The sequence below is a fragment of the Paenibacillus radicis (ex Gao et al. 2016) genome (assembly GCF_014641555.1).
Lineage (GTDB): Bacteria > Bacillota > Bacilli > Paenibacillales > Paenibacillaceae > Pristimantibacillus > Pristimantibacillus radicis.
In genome coordinates this window covers 260,232-277,170 of record NZ_BMHY01000006.1, presented here as the reverse complement: position 1 = coordinate 277,170, position 16,939 = coordinate 260,232, and the positions used below count along the sequence as shown (strand labels likewise).

The 16,939-nt window shown below is 48.8% G+C and carries 16 protein-coding genes; 10 read left to right on the top strand and 6 right to left on the bottom strand.

Annotated features, from left to right (window positions below; translation table 11 throughout):
• The 3 genes from hxlB (at window position 1) to IEX98_RS17570 (ending at window position 2,071) form a co-directional block, all read left to right on the top strand.
• Window positions 1-588 carry a 6-phospho-3-hexuloisomerase gene (hxlB, locus tag IEX98_RS17580; RefSeq protein ID WP_188890510.1) on the top strand — a complete coding sequence of 196 codons (588 nt, stop codon included), beginning with the start codon at window positions 1-3 and terminating at the stop codon, window positions 586-588.
• 734 nt (window positions 589-1,322) lie between these two features.
• Window positions 1,323-1,496 carry a hypothetical protein gene (locus tag IEX98_RS17575; protein ID WP_188890509.1) on the top strand — a complete coding sequence of 58 codons (174 nt, stop codon included), beginning with the start codon at window positions 1,323-1,325 and terminating at the stop codon, window positions 1,494-1,496.
• A gap of 41 nt (window positions 1,497-1,537) precedes the next feature.
• The gene (locus IEX98_RS17570) at window positions 1,538-2,071 is read left to right on the top strand and encodes a cysteine hydrolase family protein (RefSeq protein ID WP_188890508.1); all 534 of its coding nucleotides are present in this window, start codon (window positions 1,538-1,540) and stop codon (window positions 2,069-2,071) included.
• A gap of 827 nt (window positions 2,072-2,898) precedes the next feature.
• Here IEX98_RS17570 and IEX98_RS17565 read toward each other — a convergent pair.
• Window positions 2,899-3,852: an alpha/beta hydrolase gene (locus IEX98_RS17565; RefSeq protein WP_188890507.1), complete on the bottom strand. Its 954-nt coding sequence runs from the start codon at window positions 3,850-3,852 to the stop codon at window positions 2,899-2,901.
• A 406-nt stretch (window positions 3,853-4,258) separates the two neighbouring features.
• Here IEX98_RS17565 and IEX98_RS17560 point away from each other — a divergent pair, with 406 nt between their 5' ends.
• Both IEX98_RS17560 and IEX98_RS17555 read left to right on the top strand, forming a co-directional pair.
• On the top strand, window positions 4,259-5,080 hold the full coding sequence (locus IEX98_RS17560) for an alpha/beta hydrolase (RefSeq protein WP_188890506.1): 822 nt from the start codon (window positions 4,259-4,261) through the stop codon (window positions 5,078-5,080).
• Window positions 5,081-5,131: 51 nt separating this feature from the next.
• On the top strand, window positions 5,132-5,641 hold the full coding sequence (locus tag IEX98_RS17555; protein ID WP_188890505.1) for a PCYCGC motif-containing (lipo)protein: 510 nt from the start codon (window positions 5,132-5,134) through the stop codon (window positions 5,639-5,641).
• Window positions 5,642-5,703: 62 nt separating this feature from the next.
• Here IEX98_RS17555 and IEX98_RS17550 read toward each other — a convergent pair whose 3' ends face one another.
• The gene (locus IEX98_RS17550) at window positions 5,704-6,933 is read right to left on the bottom strand and encodes a YhgE/Pip domain-containing protein (protein WP_188890504.1); all 1,230 of its coding nucleotides are present in this window, start codon (window positions 6,931-6,933) and stop codon (window positions 5,704-5,706) included.
• A gap of 189 nt (window positions 6,934-7,122) precedes the next feature.
• Between IEX98_RS17550 and IEX98_RS17545 the strand changes: the two genes are divergently transcribed.
• Window positions 7,123-7,728, top strand: a complete 606-nt coding sequence (locus IEX98_RS17545) for a TetR/AcrR family transcriptional regulator (RefSeq protein ID WP_188890503.1) — start codon at window positions 7,123-7,125, stop codon at window positions 7,726-7,728.
• Between the two features lie 1,385 nt (window positions 7,729-9,113).
• Here IEX98_RS17545 and pstA read toward each other — a convergent pair.
• From pstA to IEX98_RS17525, 4 genes are all read right to left on the bottom strand, one after another.
• Window positions 9,114-10,007 (bottom strand): phosphate ABC transporter permease PstA, encoded by an 894-nt coding sequence (gene pstA, locus IEX98_RS17540; RefSeq protein ID WP_229692242.1) that lies wholly within the window; start codon window positions 10,005-10,007, stop codon window positions 9,114-9,116.
• Window positions 10,004-10,966, bottom strand: a complete 963-nt coding sequence (gene pstC / locus IEX98_RS17535; RefSeq protein ID WP_188890502.1) for a phosphate ABC transporter permease subunit PstC — start codon at window positions 10,964-10,966, stop codon at window positions 10,004-10,006. Before pstC ends, pstA begins: the two co-directional genes overlap by 4 nt.
• A 71-nt stretch (window positions 10,967-11,037) precedes the next feature.
• The gene (locus IEX98_RS17530; RefSeq protein ID WP_188890501.1) at window positions 11,038-11,889 is read right to left on the bottom strand and encodes a phosphate ABC transporter substrate-binding protein; all 852 of its coding nucleotides are present in this window, start codon (window positions 11,887-11,889) and stop codon (window positions 11,038-11,040) included.
• Window positions 11,890-11,909: 20 nt separating this feature from the next.
• Window positions 11,910-13,274 carry a stalk domain-containing protein gene (locus tag IEX98_RS17525; RefSeq protein ID WP_188890500.1) on the bottom strand — a complete coding sequence of 455 codons (1,365 nt, stop codon included), beginning with the start codon at window positions 13,272-13,274 and terminating at the stop codon, window positions 11,910-11,912.
• 288 nt (window positions 13,275-13,562) lie between these two features.
• Between IEX98_RS17525 and IEX98_RS17520 the strand changes: the two genes are divergently transcribed.
• The 4 genes from IEX98_RS17520 to IEX98_RS17505 all read left to right on the top strand — a co-directional run bounded on the left by IEX98_RS17520 (window position 13,563) and on the right by IEX98_RS17505 (window position 16,905).
• Window positions 13,563-14,012, top strand: a complete 450-nt coding sequence (locus IEX98_RS17520) for a MarR family winged helix-turn-helix transcriptional regulator (protein ID WP_188890499.1) — start codon at window positions 13,563-13,565, stop codon at window positions 14,010-14,012.
• A 79-nt stretch (window positions 14,013-14,091) separates the two neighbouring features.
• A complete protein-coding gene (locus IEX98_RS17515) occupies window positions 14,092-14,982 on the top strand; it encodes a pirin family protein (protein WP_188890498.1) in 891 nt (296 codons plus the stop codon).
• Window positions 14,983-15,112: 130 nt separating this feature from the next.
• Window positions 15,113-15,850 carry a response regulator transcription factor gene (locus IEX98_RS17510; protein WP_188890497.1) on the top strand — a complete coding sequence of 246 codons (738 nt, stop codon included), beginning with the start codon at window positions 15,113-15,115 and terminating at the stop codon, window positions 15,848-15,850.
• On the top strand, window positions 15,847-16,905 hold the full coding sequence (locus IEX98_RS17505; RefSeq protein WP_188890496.1) for a HAMP domain-containing histidine kinase: 1,059 nt from the start codon (window positions 15,847-15,849) through the stop codon (window positions 16,903-16,905). Before IEX98_RS17510 ends, IEX98_RS17505 begins: the two co-directional genes overlap by 4 nt.
• Window positions 16,906-16,939: the final 34 nt, after the last annotated feature.

Here is a 16,939-nt window from a genome sequence, read left to right as displayed (position 1 = left end):
ATGCGAATAAATGAGTATGGAGCTGAAATTGTAAAAGAGCTGAATCAAACGTTAGCTCTCATTGCAGAGGAAGAAGCCAGCATATTGGCGGATCACATCCTTCGAGCGAGCAAAGTTTTTGTAGCGGGAGCGGGAAGATCGGGTTTGATGATACGGGCGTTTGCCATGCGTATGATGCAAATGGGTATCGAAGTGTATGTGGTAGGTGAGACAGTAACTCCAAACTTAGGAAAAGAGGATCTATTCATTATCGGATCCGGTTCGGGAGAGACAAGAAGCCTGGTGCCCATGGCCGAGAAAGCCAAAAGCTTAGGCGGAACAGTTGCGATTATTACGATTTCTCCCGAATCAACCATTGGAAAAATGACAGATATCATCGTCAGATTGCCGGGGTCTACTAAAGAGCAATCAGGCAATGGATACAAGACCATCCAACCATCAGGCAATGGATACAAGTCCATCCAACCTATGGGGGCCTTGTTCGAGCAGACGCTGCTAGTTTTTTGCGACGCGGTTGTGCTGAAGTTAATGGAGAGCCGGCAGTTGGATTCCGCGACGATGTATGGCAGACATGCTAATCTAGAGTAGGATAAGTGCAGCCTGTAATAGTTGTTATCTTGTTCATTAAATAAAAAGGGGCTGTCCCAAAAGGGGAAGCCCGAGTGAGAGAATCCCATAGTATGTGCAAAAGAACCTTCAAAACCACGAAGAAAGTGGATCTGAAGGTTCTTTTTTACTTGAATATCGCACAAAAAGTGGGGGCTAATTTTTTGTAAACTGCTTCTGGGACAGCCCCTTTTAGTGTGCTTTGAATTAAACCTTTCGAGATTCTACAATATGGAATCTATATGTTTCGCCGTTAGAGTATCGCTTATGGTTTATTGGAAATACCGCTTCATAGCCGCAAGCCGAGGGAGCTATACACCCAGCTTGCTGGCTTCAGCCAGAATATCGCTGGGGAAGTGGGCGAACGATTCATGCGAGATGTAGGCTGTGAGATCCAGCCTTTCGATTATGGCGGCCTTTGATTTTGCTCTAGTGATGGTACGGAGAACCCTCTCATAAGAGACAGTGAAGTTATTGGTATTTCACGTTTGGGGAGCGTTGAGTAAGAAAGTGGCGATAATGAGTTCTTTACGCAAGAATGAATTCAATCTTTATAACAATTTTCGAAGGTATTGCGGCTCAGGTATTGAATTATGATACGATGTAGGAGTAATGATTCCAATGATAGAAGTTAAAGCATATAGCTATTATAATGGAGAAATAGAGCAGCGATAGGCTTTGCGGCACTGTTTGCACAGTTCTTCAGGAGGTGCACGATGGCAAGTGAAAAAATCATTGGTTATAGAGTTATGTTCCGCATGGGCAGATTCGATATGAATGTCTATATGAAGCAAGATTATTACGAGAACTGGAAAGATGTTCGTGATAAGAAAATAAAAGATGTGAGCATCGAGGAAGTTAAGCTGCATGCCAACCAATTTATTGGATAGCAAAGAGTTAGAGTGCTCTCTGGGTGAAGGAGGAGTCACGCATGGAATCAACAGTTTTGCTGATCGTTGACGCACAAAACGATATGCTGGCGGAGGGTAATTCGGTATACAATGCCCGTACGGTTCTCGATAATATGAAGCAGCTATTGGCCGAAGCGCGAAAAAATGGGGCTCCGATCTACTACATCCAGCATAACGAGCCGCCTGAAAACGGCCCATTGGTTAAGGGAACGAGGCCGTGGGAAATCCATAGCGAGTTAGCTCCAGAAAAGGCTGATTCCATCATTCACAAGACGACGCCGAATGCATTCCTTGATACGGATTTGCATGAGCGCCTTCAACAGTCGGGTATTCGTCATCTCATCTTAGCAGGAATGCAAAGCGAGTATTGTGTGGAAGCAACGTGCAAAGGCGCTATCGGGCTGGGCTACTCTGTTACCCTCGTAACGGATGCGCACAGTACTTGGGACAATGCTGAAAGTACGGCTCCAGCGATTATTGCCCGCTGCAATGAAGAGCTCGGCCGCATCGTGGCTGCCAAAGCAACAAACGACATATCGTTTGCCAGCGTCTGAACAAAGTTGTAAATCTATAAAATACAAGGGGCTGCCTGCGGAAGGCAGTCTCTTTTTATTTTAGGGAGCACACTAAATTACGTGGTCATGCAACTATTCAGAGGTGTGGACTACTTTGCTCTCTCGTCGCACAACCTGAGTTGATTACTGGGGGCACTGTGGCGGCCGAGAACTTTAGCGAACCTGCTTCGCAAAATAACGAATCAAAGTTCGTTCTGCAGGAGGTGAATTGCGGCGGCAGAAGCTGCAGCGAACTAAACTTCGCTTTCCGAGAACATAGCTTCTCCAATAGCGAAAGTCTTTTCGCTAATGCTGAAGTGCAGCTCCGATTCACAGGTTTTAGAGTCATATCAGCGAACCGGTCTTCGTTAATTAGCGAAACAGATTCGTTTCCTGGTAGTATTGAGAAGTTTTTGTGTTAATATATGGAAAACAATCGCATAACAACTATCCCGCTAATTGGAAACGGGTGGACGGTTCAGAGCAGAGTTGACTAGGAAGTAGTATATGTTGATTTGACGCGCTGTAGTCTTAGTTGTAAGTGTAATTATCCCTATGTGTTGTTTGTTGTTGATCTGTCGATACTGTGCGGCATAGGGTGAGCAGAGTGTTTCGAGTTCAGGACGATTTTTTGCAGATTCAATCCATTTATCATCGTGAAAACGATTGGACAATGGGATCAAGAATAGCGGCATGAACCGAAATGCGCAGCGAACCCGGGGGTTGCGAGCGAGAACGCCGGCATGGACCGAAACACGTAGCGATCCCGGGGGTGATGCGTGCAAGGAAAAAGGCTGCCGAGATCATCTCGACAGCCTTTCATATCACTATTTCACATAAGCCCCAATAAACTCCGATACTTCCCGATCGTAAGCGACCGGGTCGGTCTGCCGGGCTTGGCCATGTCCCGCCCCCGGCACGACATAGAGCTTCTTATGCTGCGGGCCATTCTCGTACAGCTCGTAGACCATGTCGGTCGGAACGAACAAGTCGGCGTCACCGTGGATGAACAGCATCGGCTTATCCGTTTTTTTCACTTGCTTCAACGCTGAAGCTTCATTAAATGCGTAGCCAGCTCGTATTTTAGTGAGCAGGCTGGTGGATTGCAGCAGCGGAAAGGAAGGCAGACGATACATCCGTTTCAACTGGTACGATAATTCATCTTGGACGGAAGTATAGCCGCAATCTTCTACAATGGCCTTCACTTGAGGCGGAAGCTCCTCACCGCTGGTCATCATGACGGTCGCGCCGCCCATAGAGACGCCATGGAGGACGATTTGAGAGCCGGTCCCGCTGCGTTCAAGCACGCTCGCGATCCAGCCGAGGTAATCCTTACGTTCCGGCCAGCCGAAGCCGATATAGCGTCCTTCGCTGCGGCCATGTCCGCGTGCATCAGGCAAAAGGACGTTGTAGCCAAGCTTCTCCCTGTACATTTGAGCCAGCTTGTTCATTTGGGGGGCTTGGCCTGAATAACCGTGTGCGAGAATGACCGTTTTGTCCGTCGTTATGGCAGCGGGCAAATAATAGGCATGCAGTTTCAAACCATCTTCGGAAACGAGGGTCCACGTCTCGAAGGTCTGCTTCTCCCACCATAACTCATCCCCATCGATTTCAACAGCCTCTGCTGCTGCTGCCGTAACGGCGAGATCGGGATTGCCGTTAAGAAAGCTTTTATCAGCTCTCGCGATTGCGACATTGTAGAAATAAAAACTTGCTCCTATAATCACGATTAATAGAAGAGCTGCAATGGAAAGTACCAATTTCAACACCCTTTTTTTCATACATAACCTCCCATACGTTGGATGCTTCATGCACGCGTGCAAGACAGACGAACGCGAAGCCAATTCCTGTACTGCCGGGAGACCGTGGCTTGTGATAGCTAATTCTAATGATAGCAAGAAGCACCCTCCATATTCAAATGGAATAGGTGCTTTTGGCTATATTCTGTCGAATTATCATTGCCGGCTGTCAAAAATGCTTGCTGATATAGGCGACAACACCAATAATAGCTAAGGCCGCTAAGCTGACCAGCAGTCTTTTCTCCCAATAATTAAGTTTTTTCAAGGGAATCTCTCCTTTAAAATGTTCACGAAATTTAATAAACTTTCTGATTCAATCCAACCTGTAAAAAAATCCAGCAACCTGTTATCATAAGATGACAACGCTTTAATGGAGGTGCCCAAAGAAATGGAGAAATTTGCGATTTGGCCAGAGGGTGCGGTTGATGAGGCTAGTGAAATTCCGTTTTTGACCCCGTATTTGAAAGCAACGGACAAGCCGCTTGCGGCCATTATCGTGCTGCCGGGAGGCGGCTATGCTTATCGGGCGGAACATGAAGGTAAGCCTATAGCGGAATGGCTGAACGATATTGGCTTGCATGCTTTTGTATTGGATTATCGGGTGGCCCCGAATCAGCATCCGCATCCGCTAAATGACGCGAAGCGGGCCCTCCGTCTTGTGCGCAGCCGGGCTGCGGAATTCGGCGTGGATCCGAGCCGTATTGGCATACTAGGTTTCTCGGCGGGCGGACATCTTGCTTCTACCGCGGGTACGCAGTACGATGCCGGTGATGTAGAGAGCGCTGATCCTATAGAGAGGGTCAGCAGCAGACCGGATCTCATGGTACTGTGTTACCCTGTTATTTCTTTAGGCAAGTACACCCATCCGGGCTCATTAGTGAATTTGCTTGGCGAGGACTCTTCTCAGCAACAGCGTGATTCGCTGTCAGGCGAGCTGCAGGTAACGTCCGACACTCCGCCTACTTTTCTGTGGCATACAGCCGACGACAGCGCTGTTCCTGTACAAAACAGCTTGCTGTTCTCGCAAGCGCTTAGTGAAAATGGCGTCCCTTTCGAGCTGCATGTCTATGAGAGCGGGCATCACGGTCTTGGCCTTGCCTATGATCATCCAGAGGCGCATACCTGGACGCTTAATTGCGCGAATTGGCTCAAACGGAGAGGCTTTGTGGACGAGCTGCCAATCATAGAGCTGCAGCAGCAAGAGTTATAAATCAGATGAATCTAAACAACGGTTTTATTAATAGGGATGAGGTATAGAACGATGAAAAAGCTTGCGGTTCTGGCTCTGCTGTCGCTCGTTTTGTTATCCGCTTGCGGCGGGAACAACAGCGGCAGCACGAACAACGAACATGCTGGACATGGAAATGACGGGCATAGCAGTCACGCTGTAAACGGTGATTTGCAGGAGGAGACAGCATCTGCTGCAGTACTTCCGAAGTTTTTGGACGGTCAAAGCGAGGATATGCGAATCGTATATCAGGCGGCGGGACAAGCTGCTGATTTGCTGGAGTGGATTCCTTGCTTCTGCGGCTGCGGCGAGAGTGCGAATCATAAGAGCAATTTGAACTGTTTTATCGCGGAAATGAAAGAAGATGGCTCAGTAGTCTGGGACGATCATGGCACGCGCTGTGGCGTCTGTTTGAAAATTGCCGCACAGGCAGTGACGATGAAGCAAGCAGGCAAAACGACGCTTGAGATTCGCGAGTGGATTGACGAGGCTTATGGCAAAGGCTTTGCCAAGCCGACCGATACGAAAATGCCAACAGCTTAATTAACGCAAAAAGGCAGGAACCATGACGGTTCCTGCCTTTTTTTATGTTTGCTATCTTTCGTTTAAACGGCCAGTTTACTTTCTGCAGCTGCGGTTTCCTTCGCCTTATTCTTATCCTTGTAAGGTTTGACGACTGCAGCGAGCAGCGAGAGACAAAGGGCGACGGCTCCAATAATAATCAATGTAACTGCAGAGGCAGAGGAGAATGAGCTGCCGCCAAAGTAAAGAACTTCGCGCAATATTTCGGTACCGAAGCGAAGCGGAATCCACGAGTACAGCCAATCCTGCGTAAAGGCAGGCAGCATTTGAGACGGTAATGCGAGTATCGGCGATCCGAAGAAGAAGATCAGAATCATAATCGGCATGCCGTTCATACCAAGCCAGTTTAACAAACAAGATTGCATCAGGAAGAAGCAATAACTAATGAATGTAAAGTAAATGCTGAATTGCCAGCTGTCCGCAATCGTCATTCCTAGCGTGCTTTTTGCCAGTAAAAGTGTTGCGCCAAGCGCCACCAGCACATACAGCAGACCGATAACAGCTTGCGAGACAGCGACGCCTGCATTGCTTAGTTTGCTTGTGGAACGGGCCTTGGCTGAAGCCTGAAACGTAAGAACGGATGCAATCATAGCACCGAACCAAGCCAGAATTGTAAAAGCGACTGGGGCATTGCCGTTGGCGCTATGTGCGGGTACGGGATGTACGATTTCCGTCTGCAGCGTGATTGGCGAAGCCAACGCAGCAGCCTGCGCGCTATTTAATATATCGCCTTGAGCCTTTACGCCTTCGAGCACCTGTTTGCGCAGTTGTCCGTTCATGCCTTCACCGATCTTGGTAAGTACCTGGGAAACGAGATTGGCTCCGGTTATGTTCATGCCCTGATTGAGGTAAACCTCTACCGCTGCTGCTTTTGGCTGCGGGCTGAACAAGGTAGCAATATCGGCGCTGAGCGACTCCGGCAGAATCAGCACACTGTAATATTTTTTGTCGTCGAGACCTTGCATCGCGGTATCCTTGCTATTAACCCGTTCCCACTTGAGCGGAGGCTCTGTACCCTGAGAGGGAGCGGCTGTCATAAGCTGCTGTTCGATCATTTTTCCGATAGCCAAAGTCTGCCCATTAGGGAGTTGCACTTCCTTATCGAGCGAGACGAGCGCTACCGGCATGTTTTTGGGCACAGGATTGGAGGATGAGCCTAGCTGCGCCAAACCCATAATAAAAATAACGCCGACCACTAAAGCTAATCCGATCCACACTAACTTGTTGCGGAACATGTTTTTTGAACCATTCATCGTTGATTCTCTCCTTTTTTCTCTTTATCATTTTCTTGTAAAATAATAGACAATTTGTTGATTAAGGATCACAGTGTTAATTATAATGATCGAAAGAAACCATTCAATAATCAATGTCGCACCATTTGTCGAGTAATCGGCATTAGGAGCTTTTTGTGTTCATTAACTTGAAAAAAAGGAGTCTGGTCGATGGGAGAAAAAACGGATCTGCGCAAAAAAAGAACGAGGCGTCTGCTTCGCAGCGCGTTGCTTGAGCTTGTGGATGAAAGAGGACTTGAGCGGGTTACCGTAAGTGAGTTGACGGAGAAAGCGGAAATTAACCGGGGGACGTTTTATTTGCATTACCGGGATGTGCCGGATTTGATGGATCAGATCAAGGAAGAGGTTTTTGTAGGTCTTACAGGTGTAATGAGCCACTTGAATCCATATGATATGATCCGCTATGCCGAGAAAGATCAAATTTATCCGGTTAGCTTGAACGTGCTCAATTATTTTGCGGAGCATGCTGATTTTTTTCGTGTCATACTGGGACCTAACGGGGATGCCCGGTTTCCGATGCGGATCAGGGAATTTATGACCGAAAGAATGTACAATCAGGCGTTTATGAAAATCGTGGGCGAACGTGACCCGGGTTTTCCAAAAGAATATTTGATCGCCTTTATGACCTCTGCCAACATCGGCATGCTGACACACTGGATTCGCAGCGGCATGAGCCTCCCGGTCGAGGAGCTTGCGCTGCTGCTGACCCGAATCATGTACCGTGGACCGTTGGCCGTTTCTCGAATCATTGAATAACGAACCACCCGGCATCGTATGGAGCCGGAGTTTCCGGACTGAAACGAAACCAACAGTTAATGAACTTCTCCGCTGCGGCTGTTAAAAACGAAGCTGCTGCTTATGCCCAAATTTTGTTCAGAACCACGTATGGTGAGTGGCCCCTTAACTAACATTTATTACCACGCACAGCTCCCAGCGTGTGATGTGTTGTAGCGTAGCATGACGGTGTTCTACCACATATTAGCGACCTGCTTCACAAAAGAGCTAATCAAGCTTCTTTGTAGGGAACCTCGGAGTATGGCTAGTCAAACGGAATAAAACCGTTAGATCGGTCAGCATTTACCCTATAGCGAACCTGGTTCGCAAAAGAGCGAATTCGAATTCGCTATTTGAGCAGCAAATTGTTGCGGCAAAAGCTACAGCGAAGAAAACTTCGCAACTGGTGAACCTGGCTTCTCCAAAAGCGAAATTCTCTTCGCTAATGCCGGAGAGTTCCCCAAATGGGGGTCTATTCCACATAATTTGCGAACCGACCTTCGTTATACAGCGAAGTTGCTTCGTTCCCTGGTATCCGGCTTGATGTTACCTGTGAAAGTCCGGGTGTAACCTGGGAGTATGGCTAAGCAAACGGAATAAAACCGTTAGAAGGGTCAGCATTTACCCCATTGCGAACCTGGTTCGCATAAGAGCGAATTCGAATTCGCTGCAGGAGAGCCAAATAGCTGCGGCAAAAGCTACAGCGAAGAAAACTTCGCAACTGGTGAACCTGGCTTTTCCAAAAGCGAAATTCTCTTCGCTAATGCTGGAGAGTTCCCCAATGGGGGGGGATTCCACATAATTTGCGAACCGACCTTCGTTATATAGCGAAGCTGCTTCGTTCTATGGCAGTAGCATGAATTTTATGTGAGAGGCCAAGAAACCTTCGTACTAGCCACCTAGACTAATTCGCCTCCGATAGATCAAGTTATTTGCACCAGTAGAGGGTGAGCGGAGTGTTTCGAGTTCGGGCTGACTTTTCGCAGGTTCTGTCCATTTTACATCGTGTTAGCGATGGGGGAAATGGAATCAAGAACGACAGCACGGACCGAAACGCGCAGCGATGTTCAAAGTGACTTGGCAGAAAACGATTTGCTGTTAAAAGAATTAGCGGGAGAACACAGGAGTTAGGTTGAGTGTTGTTAAGTTATTTGCACCAGTAGAGGGTGAGCGGAGTGTTTCGAGTTCGGGCTGACTTTTCGCAGGTTCTGTCCATTTTATATCGTGTTAGCGATGGGGAAATGGAATCAAGAACGACAGCACGGACCGAAACGCGCAGCGACCCCAGCATACGGGCACCACAATACATTAAAAAAAGCTGCCGAGAGAAATTCTCGACAGCCTTTTAAACTAGCAGTCAAACAGCCCTAGCCCTTCATCTTCCTAGCCTTCAACCAAAGCGGAATCCGGAACACCAAATTGATGAACAGCACGACGAAGACAAGAACCGCCGCCGCCTTCTGGGCAATTTGCTGAGCATCGGGTACGATCGCTTCCGATTGTACATACCAGAGATGAACGGCAAGCGTCGCGCCCGGCGAGAACAAATTAAAGTCCCACATTTCCCCGGACGTCGTTACGCCGGCAGTCAGAATAATGACAGCACTCTCGCCGAATGCACGGCCCGCCACAAGGCAAATACCAGTGACGATACCGGTCAGCGCAGCCGGGATCAGAACGCGGGAGATCGTCTGCAGATGCGTGCCGCCAAGTGCGAAGGAAGCGCTTTTGAGCTCCTTCGGCACAGCGCGCAGTGATTCCTCGGTCACCCTTACCAAGACAGGCAGGTTCAGGAATGCAAGACTGACCGCTCCGCCGAGAATCGTCAAGCCAATCTGGAAAAATTCCACGAACAGCGCAATGCCGAACAGGCCGAAAATAATCGACGGAACCGAAGCCAGCGCTTCTACGCAAATGCGCACGAAGCCGATCAGTTTGTTGTCTGGCGCAAATTCGGCCAAATAAATGCCGGCAGCCATGCCGAGCGGAATGGCAATGATGAGGGAAATGCCAAGGATGTAGAACGAGTTGATCAGCGTAGGGCCGATGCCGCCGCCTTCATCGATTTCGCTCGGCAGTCCGAACAGAAAGTCCCAAGTCAAATTCGGCAGTCCTGCCTCCAAGATGAGAAACAGCAGGCCGAAAATAAATAGAATAGCTGCCGCACCGATAATCCAGACCAGCAGCGTGAAGACGCGGTTGTTCAATCGGTTCATTTTACCGACGCCTTGAAAGGGGTTGGCCGTTTGTGTCGACTTCATCCTTGTACCCCCTTGCGTTGCAGCCAGCGAACGGTAGCAATCATCAGAATCGAAATAACAAGCAGCAGGAAGCCCATCAGGTAAAGGGCATAGTTCCAGGTGGAGTCAAATGGAACGTTGGAAATTTGCATAACGATGTTACTTGTTAGAACGGATGTCGGTTTGAGCAAGCTGTCTGCGAGCTGAGCTGTATTGCCAATAACCATAACGACAGCCATCGTCTCGCCGATCGCGCGGGCCATGCCTAAAATCACGGCATACATAATACCGCTGCGCGCGGAAGGAAGCAGCACCTTCCAAACGGTATGGAAACGGGTAGCTCCTAGAGCGTAAGAAGCATCGCTATATTTTCTGGGTACAGCAGAAATAGCATCATCGCTAATCCGGCTAATTGTCGGCAGTACCATGATCGTCAAGACGAGTGCCGCCGCCAGAATGCCATCGCCCATGCCGCTGCCCGTCACATTGCGGATCATCGGAATAAGAACGGTGAGGCCGAGGTAGCCGTATACGACGGATGGAATGCCAACGAGCAGATCCAGTATCGGCCGCAGCGCATTTTTCAGCCAGCCAGGCACGAAGACGGATAGAAAAACAGCGATTGCAATAGAAAGCGGTACGCTGATGAGCAGCGTTAGCGCCGTTAAAGCAAACGTTCCGAATATAAAGATTAGCGCTCCGTATTGTTCCTCCATCGGATTCCAGTTGGTGGAAAAGAAGAAGTCAGCAAATGAAATATCGCGGAACGTTAAGACGCCTGTACGGAACATCAGGATAAGAATAAGGAAAAGAATGAGGCAGACGAAGCATGCACTGGCTATGCATATGTAGCGAAAAAAACGGTTCATGGCGAACAGCCTTTTTTTGCGGTCGAACGGTTTGCCGCTTCCGGCTATAATACTGCCGCCAAGCTCCGATGGCTTAGAGCCCGTACGGGCAGCGACGGAGGATTCTAACATTTGAGTTCGGCTCCTTTGGATAAAAACAGCCGGCTACGCGCCATATGCGCAAGCCGGCCGCTCTTTCCTTCTTATTTCATTGCGGAAATCGGAATGAATTTCAGCTTTTTGAGCGAACCGTTTTGGAATTTCGCGCTTTGTACGTAAGCGATGAATTCCTTCACAGCGCCAGTAGGCTGGCCTTTAGTCATGTAGTAGCCGTAGCCCCATACTTTGTATTTGCCGTTGATTACGTTAGCTTCAGTTGGAGCAACGCCGTTAACGCTCAAAGCTGACATTTTGTCCGTTACGTAAGCAAGGTCCATATAACCGATAGCGTTTGGCGTAGTTTCGATAGCCGTCTTCATATCGCCGCTCGTTTTTACTTCTTTGTAGTTGTCGCCTTTAGTCATGAAGTCTTCGCCAGCGAGTGCTTTGTCTTGGAAGTTAACGCGTGTGCCGGAACCAAACGTACGGTTTACGACGATGATTTCAGCATCTTTGCCGCCAACGTCTTTCCAGTTTTTAATTTTACCGGAGAAAATGCCTTGCAGATCCTTCGTCGTCAGGTTCGATACGCCAACGTTTTTGTTCACGACAGTTGCGAAAGGAATAACAGCGACTTTATGTGCAACTTGACCGTCGAATTTTTTGAAGCCAGGAACGTCTTTCGTAGCATCCCAGTCTACTGCGCCGATATCAGCGATACCTTTGCGAACCGCTTGCGGGCCTGTAATCGAACCGGCAGCGGATGCGGAGATTTTAACTTTCGGATTAGCTTTTTTGAACTCATTAGCTGCTTGAAGAGTCAATGGAAGCAGTGCGGAAGAGCCATTGATAACAATTTTGCCTGAAAGTTTGCTTGCTGCGTCTGCAACATGCACCGAGCTGAAGCCAATTACGGCGATAAGTGCCGCTATCGTAATTTGTTTAAACCATTTCATTGCGTTTTTCCTCCAATAAATTATTTTGTGATGGTTGTGAATTTGCCGTTGATGGCTACTGCGAGCAATCCGTTGCTGATAGCTGCAAGCTGGTCGTTATTCGATACGATGATTTCGCTGACACCGTCCGATACGGTATGTACAAGTGTAGCTGCGCCGGTTGCGGCGTCGATATTGTAAATGGCATTGCCTTCGCCTTTGGCAGTAAGCAAGTAAAGTTTATTTCCTTTCGCTGCAAGCTGGTAAACGTCTTGTTCATTGAAGAGCGGTTTTACCGTTTTGCCAGCGATGTCAACAACTTCAAGTGTACCTGTGCTGTTAGCGTCGTCGCTCAAGCTTACAAAGTAGGCTTTCGAGCCGTCTGCAGAGATTTGCGGGAACGCTTTATCCGTTTTATCGTTAGTCAGTTGAACCGGCTTGTTGTCGGCTTTCGCTGCGTCATAGAAGTACAACTGTGGTTCTGTTCCTGTTGCATCGATCGCTACGTCATCCAGGCTAACGTCCTTGCCAGCGTCGGCTGTAACTTTAGGCTGTTTGATAACCGTGAAAGCGAATTTGCCGCCGTCGGAGGATACGCTGAGATCAGCCTTGTAGTCGACTTTGTCTTCCAGCACTTTCGTTACTTTGCCGTCTGCCAGATCAACTTTGGCGATTACAGAGTTTTTGTCGCCTTGCAGGAAGAACAATGCGGAACCGTCAGCGGACCATTGCAGCTCGTTTTTAATCGAGTTGTCCGTGCTGGCTTGAACCGTCTGCTTCGTAGCAAGCGTGATCACGTATACAGCGCCGTTCTCATCCGTATAAGCAACTTTAGTGCCGTCATTCGAGATCACAAGGTCAGAAGTATTGGAGGAAGCAAGCAGCAATTCGCTGCGGCCTGTCGCTGTATCGATCAGGTAGTCTTCACGTCCGCCTTCGATGGTTTTCGATGCAAGCAAGGTGGAAGGGTTAATCCATGCGGCTTGTTCGATGTCAGCAAGCAGTTTGATCGAAGTGACTACATTGCTTCCTGCTACATACGTTGCGCCAAGCTTTTCAAGCAGCGCTTTTGGCTCAGTGAACGAATTGCCGCCAACAGACGTAACCGCGCTGCCCGTCAGGGTTGCACTTTTGTGATTCAGTTGAACTTTGATCACGCCTTTGGAAACATTGATCTCAGCTCCGATTGCCAGGGCAATGTCACGCACCGAGACGAGTGTTGTCCCGCTTTTGTTAATGGTGCGGATTGCAACTGCTTTGCCATTAACGGTAAAGGTTGCGTTCTTGATTTGCAGTGCCTGCTGGGTTTGCGAAGCTGCATTCGTTTGTGCCATTACCGGAGTTACGGCTGTTGTACCAATTGCCGCCGCCAGCATGGAGATGACCACTACTTTTTTCATTTGCATCGGTTTTCGTCACCTTTCTCGATATCGATCTCTTATTCAACGTCAGTTTAACAGTCGATTATTATCCCATTATTTAGAATTTGTAATGATTTTGTGAAGGAATGTGGGAATAGAGTCCTTCTTTCAAGATTGAAATTGCTGCATACGACGGATAGCAAAGGTTAACTTTTCCAACTATAGGCTGGTTGCTATTCCTATGAATGGACCGTAAACGGGTCAAAGGCTTGACAGCAAAGGAAATTTATTATATCTTTAATTCAAGATAACTACTGATGAGGGGGTGAGCGGATGAAGGAAGCGATGAGTGAGGAACAGCAGACAGCGCTGAAATTGTTAGTTGTATTGTCCAAATCATTTAAGAGCATTATGGACGTTGCGGTAAAAGATATAAAAAGCTATGGTTTATCTTCCTCCGAATTTGCCATATTGGAAGTGTTGTATGCGAAAGGCCGTATCCCGATCCAGCAGATAGGGGACAGGATATTAATAACGAGCGGTACGATGACGTACAATATCGATAAACTTGAAAACAAGGGTTACTTGAAGCGTGTGCCGTGCAGTACAGACCGAAGAGTGACGTACGCGGAAATTACGGACGTTGGACGGCAATTGTTCGATGAAATTTTCCCGCAGCATACGGAGCGGATTGAAACAGTGATGGGCAGCTTGACTTTAGAGGAGCAGAAGCAGGCTATTGCGTTGTTAAAAGCATTAGGCAAAGGAGCCGCCGGAAAGTAGTTCTCGGCGGTTTATACCGGCCTTATATCTTTAATTGAAGATAAAATCCAATAAACTTATTAATAAGGAGATGGTTCTCATGACCAACACTGCAACTTATCGCGAGATCGAAGGCACATTTCAAGGCTCGCCCTTCCACATGGTAGGCGACGGCTTTCGCGTATCGAATTATTTCCCTGGAGGCAATTCATTTGAGCAGCGAATCAGCCCGTTCGTGCTGATGGACTACGGCGCACCGGTTGAATTTCCGCCAGGCGCCGAGGTGAAAGGTATCGGAGCCCACCCGCATCGCGGCTTCGAGACGGTGACGATTGCCTATCAAGGCCGCATTGAGCATCATGACAGCGCGGGCAATCATGGCATCATTGGTCCTGGCGACGTGCAGTGGATGACGGCGGGGTCCGGCGTGCTGCATAAAGAATATCAGGAGAAAAGCTTCTCCGAGCAGGGAGGCGTCATGCAAATGATTCAGCTCTGGGTCAATTTGCCGCAGGCGAATAAAATGACAACACCAGGCTATCAGGAGCTGTTGTCTTCCGCAATGGGAAGGGTTGAACTGCCTAATGAAGGCGGCAGCGTACGTATTATTGCTGGCGAGTATAATGGCGTGCGGGGACCAGCAAGCACCTATACACCGCTCAATCTCTTCGATATTGATTTCAATCAGGGCGGGCAAGCGAGCTTTACACTTCCAGTCTCATATAATGCTGGTTTGCTCGTGCTGCGAGGCGAAGTGATGATCAACGAACACAAACAAGCAGCGGAAAATGATTTCGTTCTATTCCGGAACGAACCTGGCGGGATTCGGATCGAGGCGCTGACGGAGGATGCGCTTGTGCTCGTATTAAGCGGTGAACCGATTAACGAGCCAATGGTTCAGCGCGGGCCGTTCGTTATGAATACCGATCGGGAAATTACGCAAGCTTTCCATGATTTCCGGACCGGAGCTTTCGGAAATCCGAATTTCTAATGTCGGCAAAGCCCCGGCTGCCTCTTGCGCAGCCGGGGCTTTTTCGTTTGAACGCTTTCATTGAAACTGCTATCATAAGGGTGTTCAAGTTCAATATCAATGTCGCGTTTGATTCGGAGGCAGTCTTTAGATGTATCGTATATTTATAGTAGAAGACGATGATAAGATCGGCGGAATTTTAAAAGCGAATATGGAAAAATACGGCTTCGAGGTGCGGCGGGCAGAACGGTTCAAGGAGCTGCTGGCCGAATTTATCGATTATGATCCGCATCTCGTGCTGCTTGATATTAATTTGTCTTATTTCGACGGTTTTTATTGGTGCAGGCAAATCCGTACGCGCTCTAATGTACCGATTATATTTATTTCGGCACGCGCCGGAGAGATGGATCAAGTGATGGCCATCGAGAATGGCGGCGACGATTATGTGGCCAAGCCGATTCACTTGGATTTACTGATGGCTAAAGTGAGAGGCGCGCTTCGCCGCGTTTATGGGGAATATGCAGCAGGCACACCTGGCCTTGGAGTTGGCAGCGGTACTGCCAGCGGTGATCTGGAGGCAAATGGCCTTACTCTGTATCTTAGCCGCAATGAATTGGAATGGCAGGGTAAGCGGGTGGAGCTGACGAAAAACGAGCTGCTGCTGGCGGAATGTTTCCTCCGCAGGCCGGAGCACGTCGTAAGCCGCGAAGAGCTGCTGGAGGCGCTTTGGGATGACGTGCAGTTCGTCGATGACAATACGCTGACAGTCAATGTGACGAGACTGCGCAAAAAGCTGGAGGAGCTTGGCGTCGTGAAGGCGATTGAGACGGTACGCGGTCAAGGCTACAAGCTGGTTTTGTCGGATATAGAGAAAGGGGCCGAGGCATGAGCTGGAAAGCTTATTTATGGGATCGTAAAATAATGCTTGCCGTTTATTTGGGATGCATCGGAATTGCTTCCGTCATCTTCTTGCTAGATAAGCTGCGTTATGCGGAGCAGGCCGATCCCGGCTTGCTCTATTATTTTATCGAATTAGCGCTGCTGCTTCTGATCGTGGGTCTTACTGTCGATTATATGAGGCAGCGTGCTTATTATAAACAGCTGGGAGAAGCGCTTCAGAAACCGGTAAGGCTAAATGCTTCGACGCTAGTCCGGTCAGGAATTACAGTGGAGCAGAAGGCGGTACAGCAACTGCTTGAAGCGCAGCACAGCGCTTATATGACTGAGCTTAACAAATACCGGCGTCAGCAAGAGCAGCATAATCATTTTGTCATGCAGTGGGTGCATCATATGAAAACGCCAGTATCGGTCATCGATCTGCTTGCGCAGGAGGGCAAAGAGCAGCAGCTGTCTGGAGAGAAGCAAACCGAGCTGCTGACGAGTTTGCGGGAGGAGACTGGCCGGTTGACGCGCGGGCTGGAAATGATGCTGCATACAGCAAGGCTGGATAAATTCGAGCTCGACTTGCATCCGCGGCAGCTGCAGCTGCATGAAGTTGCGCGGACGGTCATCAACGGGCATAAAAGGGAGTGCATCCGTTACTCGATCTATCCGAGAATCGAAGGGGAAGCCGCGACGGAGTCGGATGAGAAATGGCTGACGTTCATTCTGAATCAGCTCGTTAACAACGCAATTAAATACGCCAAGCGCAAACCTGGCGACAAGAAGCTTACGATTCGGATTGTTACGCAGGCCAATGCGGTTAAGCTGTCGGTCAAGGACGAAGGCATCGGCATCGAGCCGCAGGATTTGCCGCGTATATTCGATCCTTTCTTTACAGGCGAGAATGGACGGGCCGTTGAGGAGTCGACCGGCATGGGCCTCTATCTGGCTAAGCAAGTATGCGGGCGGCTTGGTCATGAATTGTCCGTCGAGTCACGGACAGGCGAGGGCACGACGGCAACGGTTTCCTTTTACCCGGGCGGTATCCATCGTCTTGGGTGACAACATTGTAAGGTTAGCCGTCCCGCATGAAAGG

Excerpts from the sequence above, each read along its gene's own strand:
- IEX98_RS17550 (WP_188890504.1), bottom strand. The coding sequence starts at position 6,933 with ATGAATGGTTCAAAAAACATGTTCCGCAACAAGTTAGTGTGGATCGGA.
- IEX98_RS17510 (WP_188890497.1), top strand. The coding sequence starts at position 15,113 with ATGTATCGTATATTTATAGTAGAAGACGATGATAAGATCGGCGGAATT.
- IEX98_RS17575 (WP_188890509.1), top strand. The coding sequence starts at position 1,323 with ATGGCAAGTGAAAAAATCATTGGTTATAGAGTTATGTTCCGCATGGGC.
- pstC (WP_188890502.1), bottom strand. The coding sequence starts at position 10,966 with ATGTTAGAATCCTCCGTCGCTGCCCGTACGGGCTCTAAGCCATCGGAG.
- IEX98_RS17560 (WP_188890506.1), top strand. The coding sequence starts at position 4,259 with ATGGAGAAATTTGCGATTTGGCCAGAGGGTGCGGTTGATGAGGCTAGT.
- IEX98_RS17520 (WP_188890499.1), top strand. The coding sequence starts at position 13,563 with ATGAAGGAAGCGATGAGTGAGGAACAGCAGACAGCGCTGAAATTGTTA.
- IEX98_RS17525 (WP_188890500.1), bottom strand. The coding sequence starts at position 13,274 with ATGCAAATGAAAAAAGTAGTGGTCATCTCCATGCTGGCGGCGGCAATT.
- pstA (WP_229692242.1), bottom strand. The coding sequence starts at position 10,007 with ATGAAGTCGACACAAACGGCCAACCCCTTTCAAGGCGTCGGTAAAATG.
- IEX98_RS17515 (WP_188890498.1), top strand. The coding sequence starts at position 14,092 with ATGACCAACACTGCAACTTATCGCGAGATCGAAGGCACATTTCAAGGC.
- IEX98_RS17565 (WP_188890507.1), bottom strand. The coding sequence starts at position 3,852 with ATGAAAAAAAGGGTGTTGAAATTGGTACTTTCCATTGCAGCTCTTCTA.
- hxlB (WP_188890510.1), top strand. The coding sequence starts at position 1 with ATGCGAATAAATGAGTATGGAGCTGAAATTGTAAAAGAGCTGAATCAA.
- IEX98_RS17505 (WP_188890496.1), top strand. The coding sequence starts at position 15,847 with ATGAGCTGGAAAGCTTATTTATGGGATCGTAAAATAATGCTTGCCGTT.
- IEX98_RS17570 (WP_188890508.1), top strand. The coding sequence starts at position 1,538 with ATGGAATCAACAGTTTTGCTGATCGTTGACGCACAAAACGATATGCTG.
- IEX98_RS17545 (WP_188890503.1), top strand. The coding sequence starts at position 7,123 with ATGGGAGAAAAAACGGATCTGCGCAAAAAAAGAACGAGGCGTCTGCTT.
- IEX98_RS17555 (WP_188890505.1), top strand. The coding sequence starts at position 5,132 with ATGAAAAAGCTTGCGGTTCTGGCTCTGCTGTCGCTCGTTTTGTTATCC.
- IEX98_RS17530 (WP_188890501.1), bottom strand. The coding sequence starts at position 11,889 with ATGAAATGGTTTAAACAAATTACGATAGCGGCACTTATCGCCGTAATT.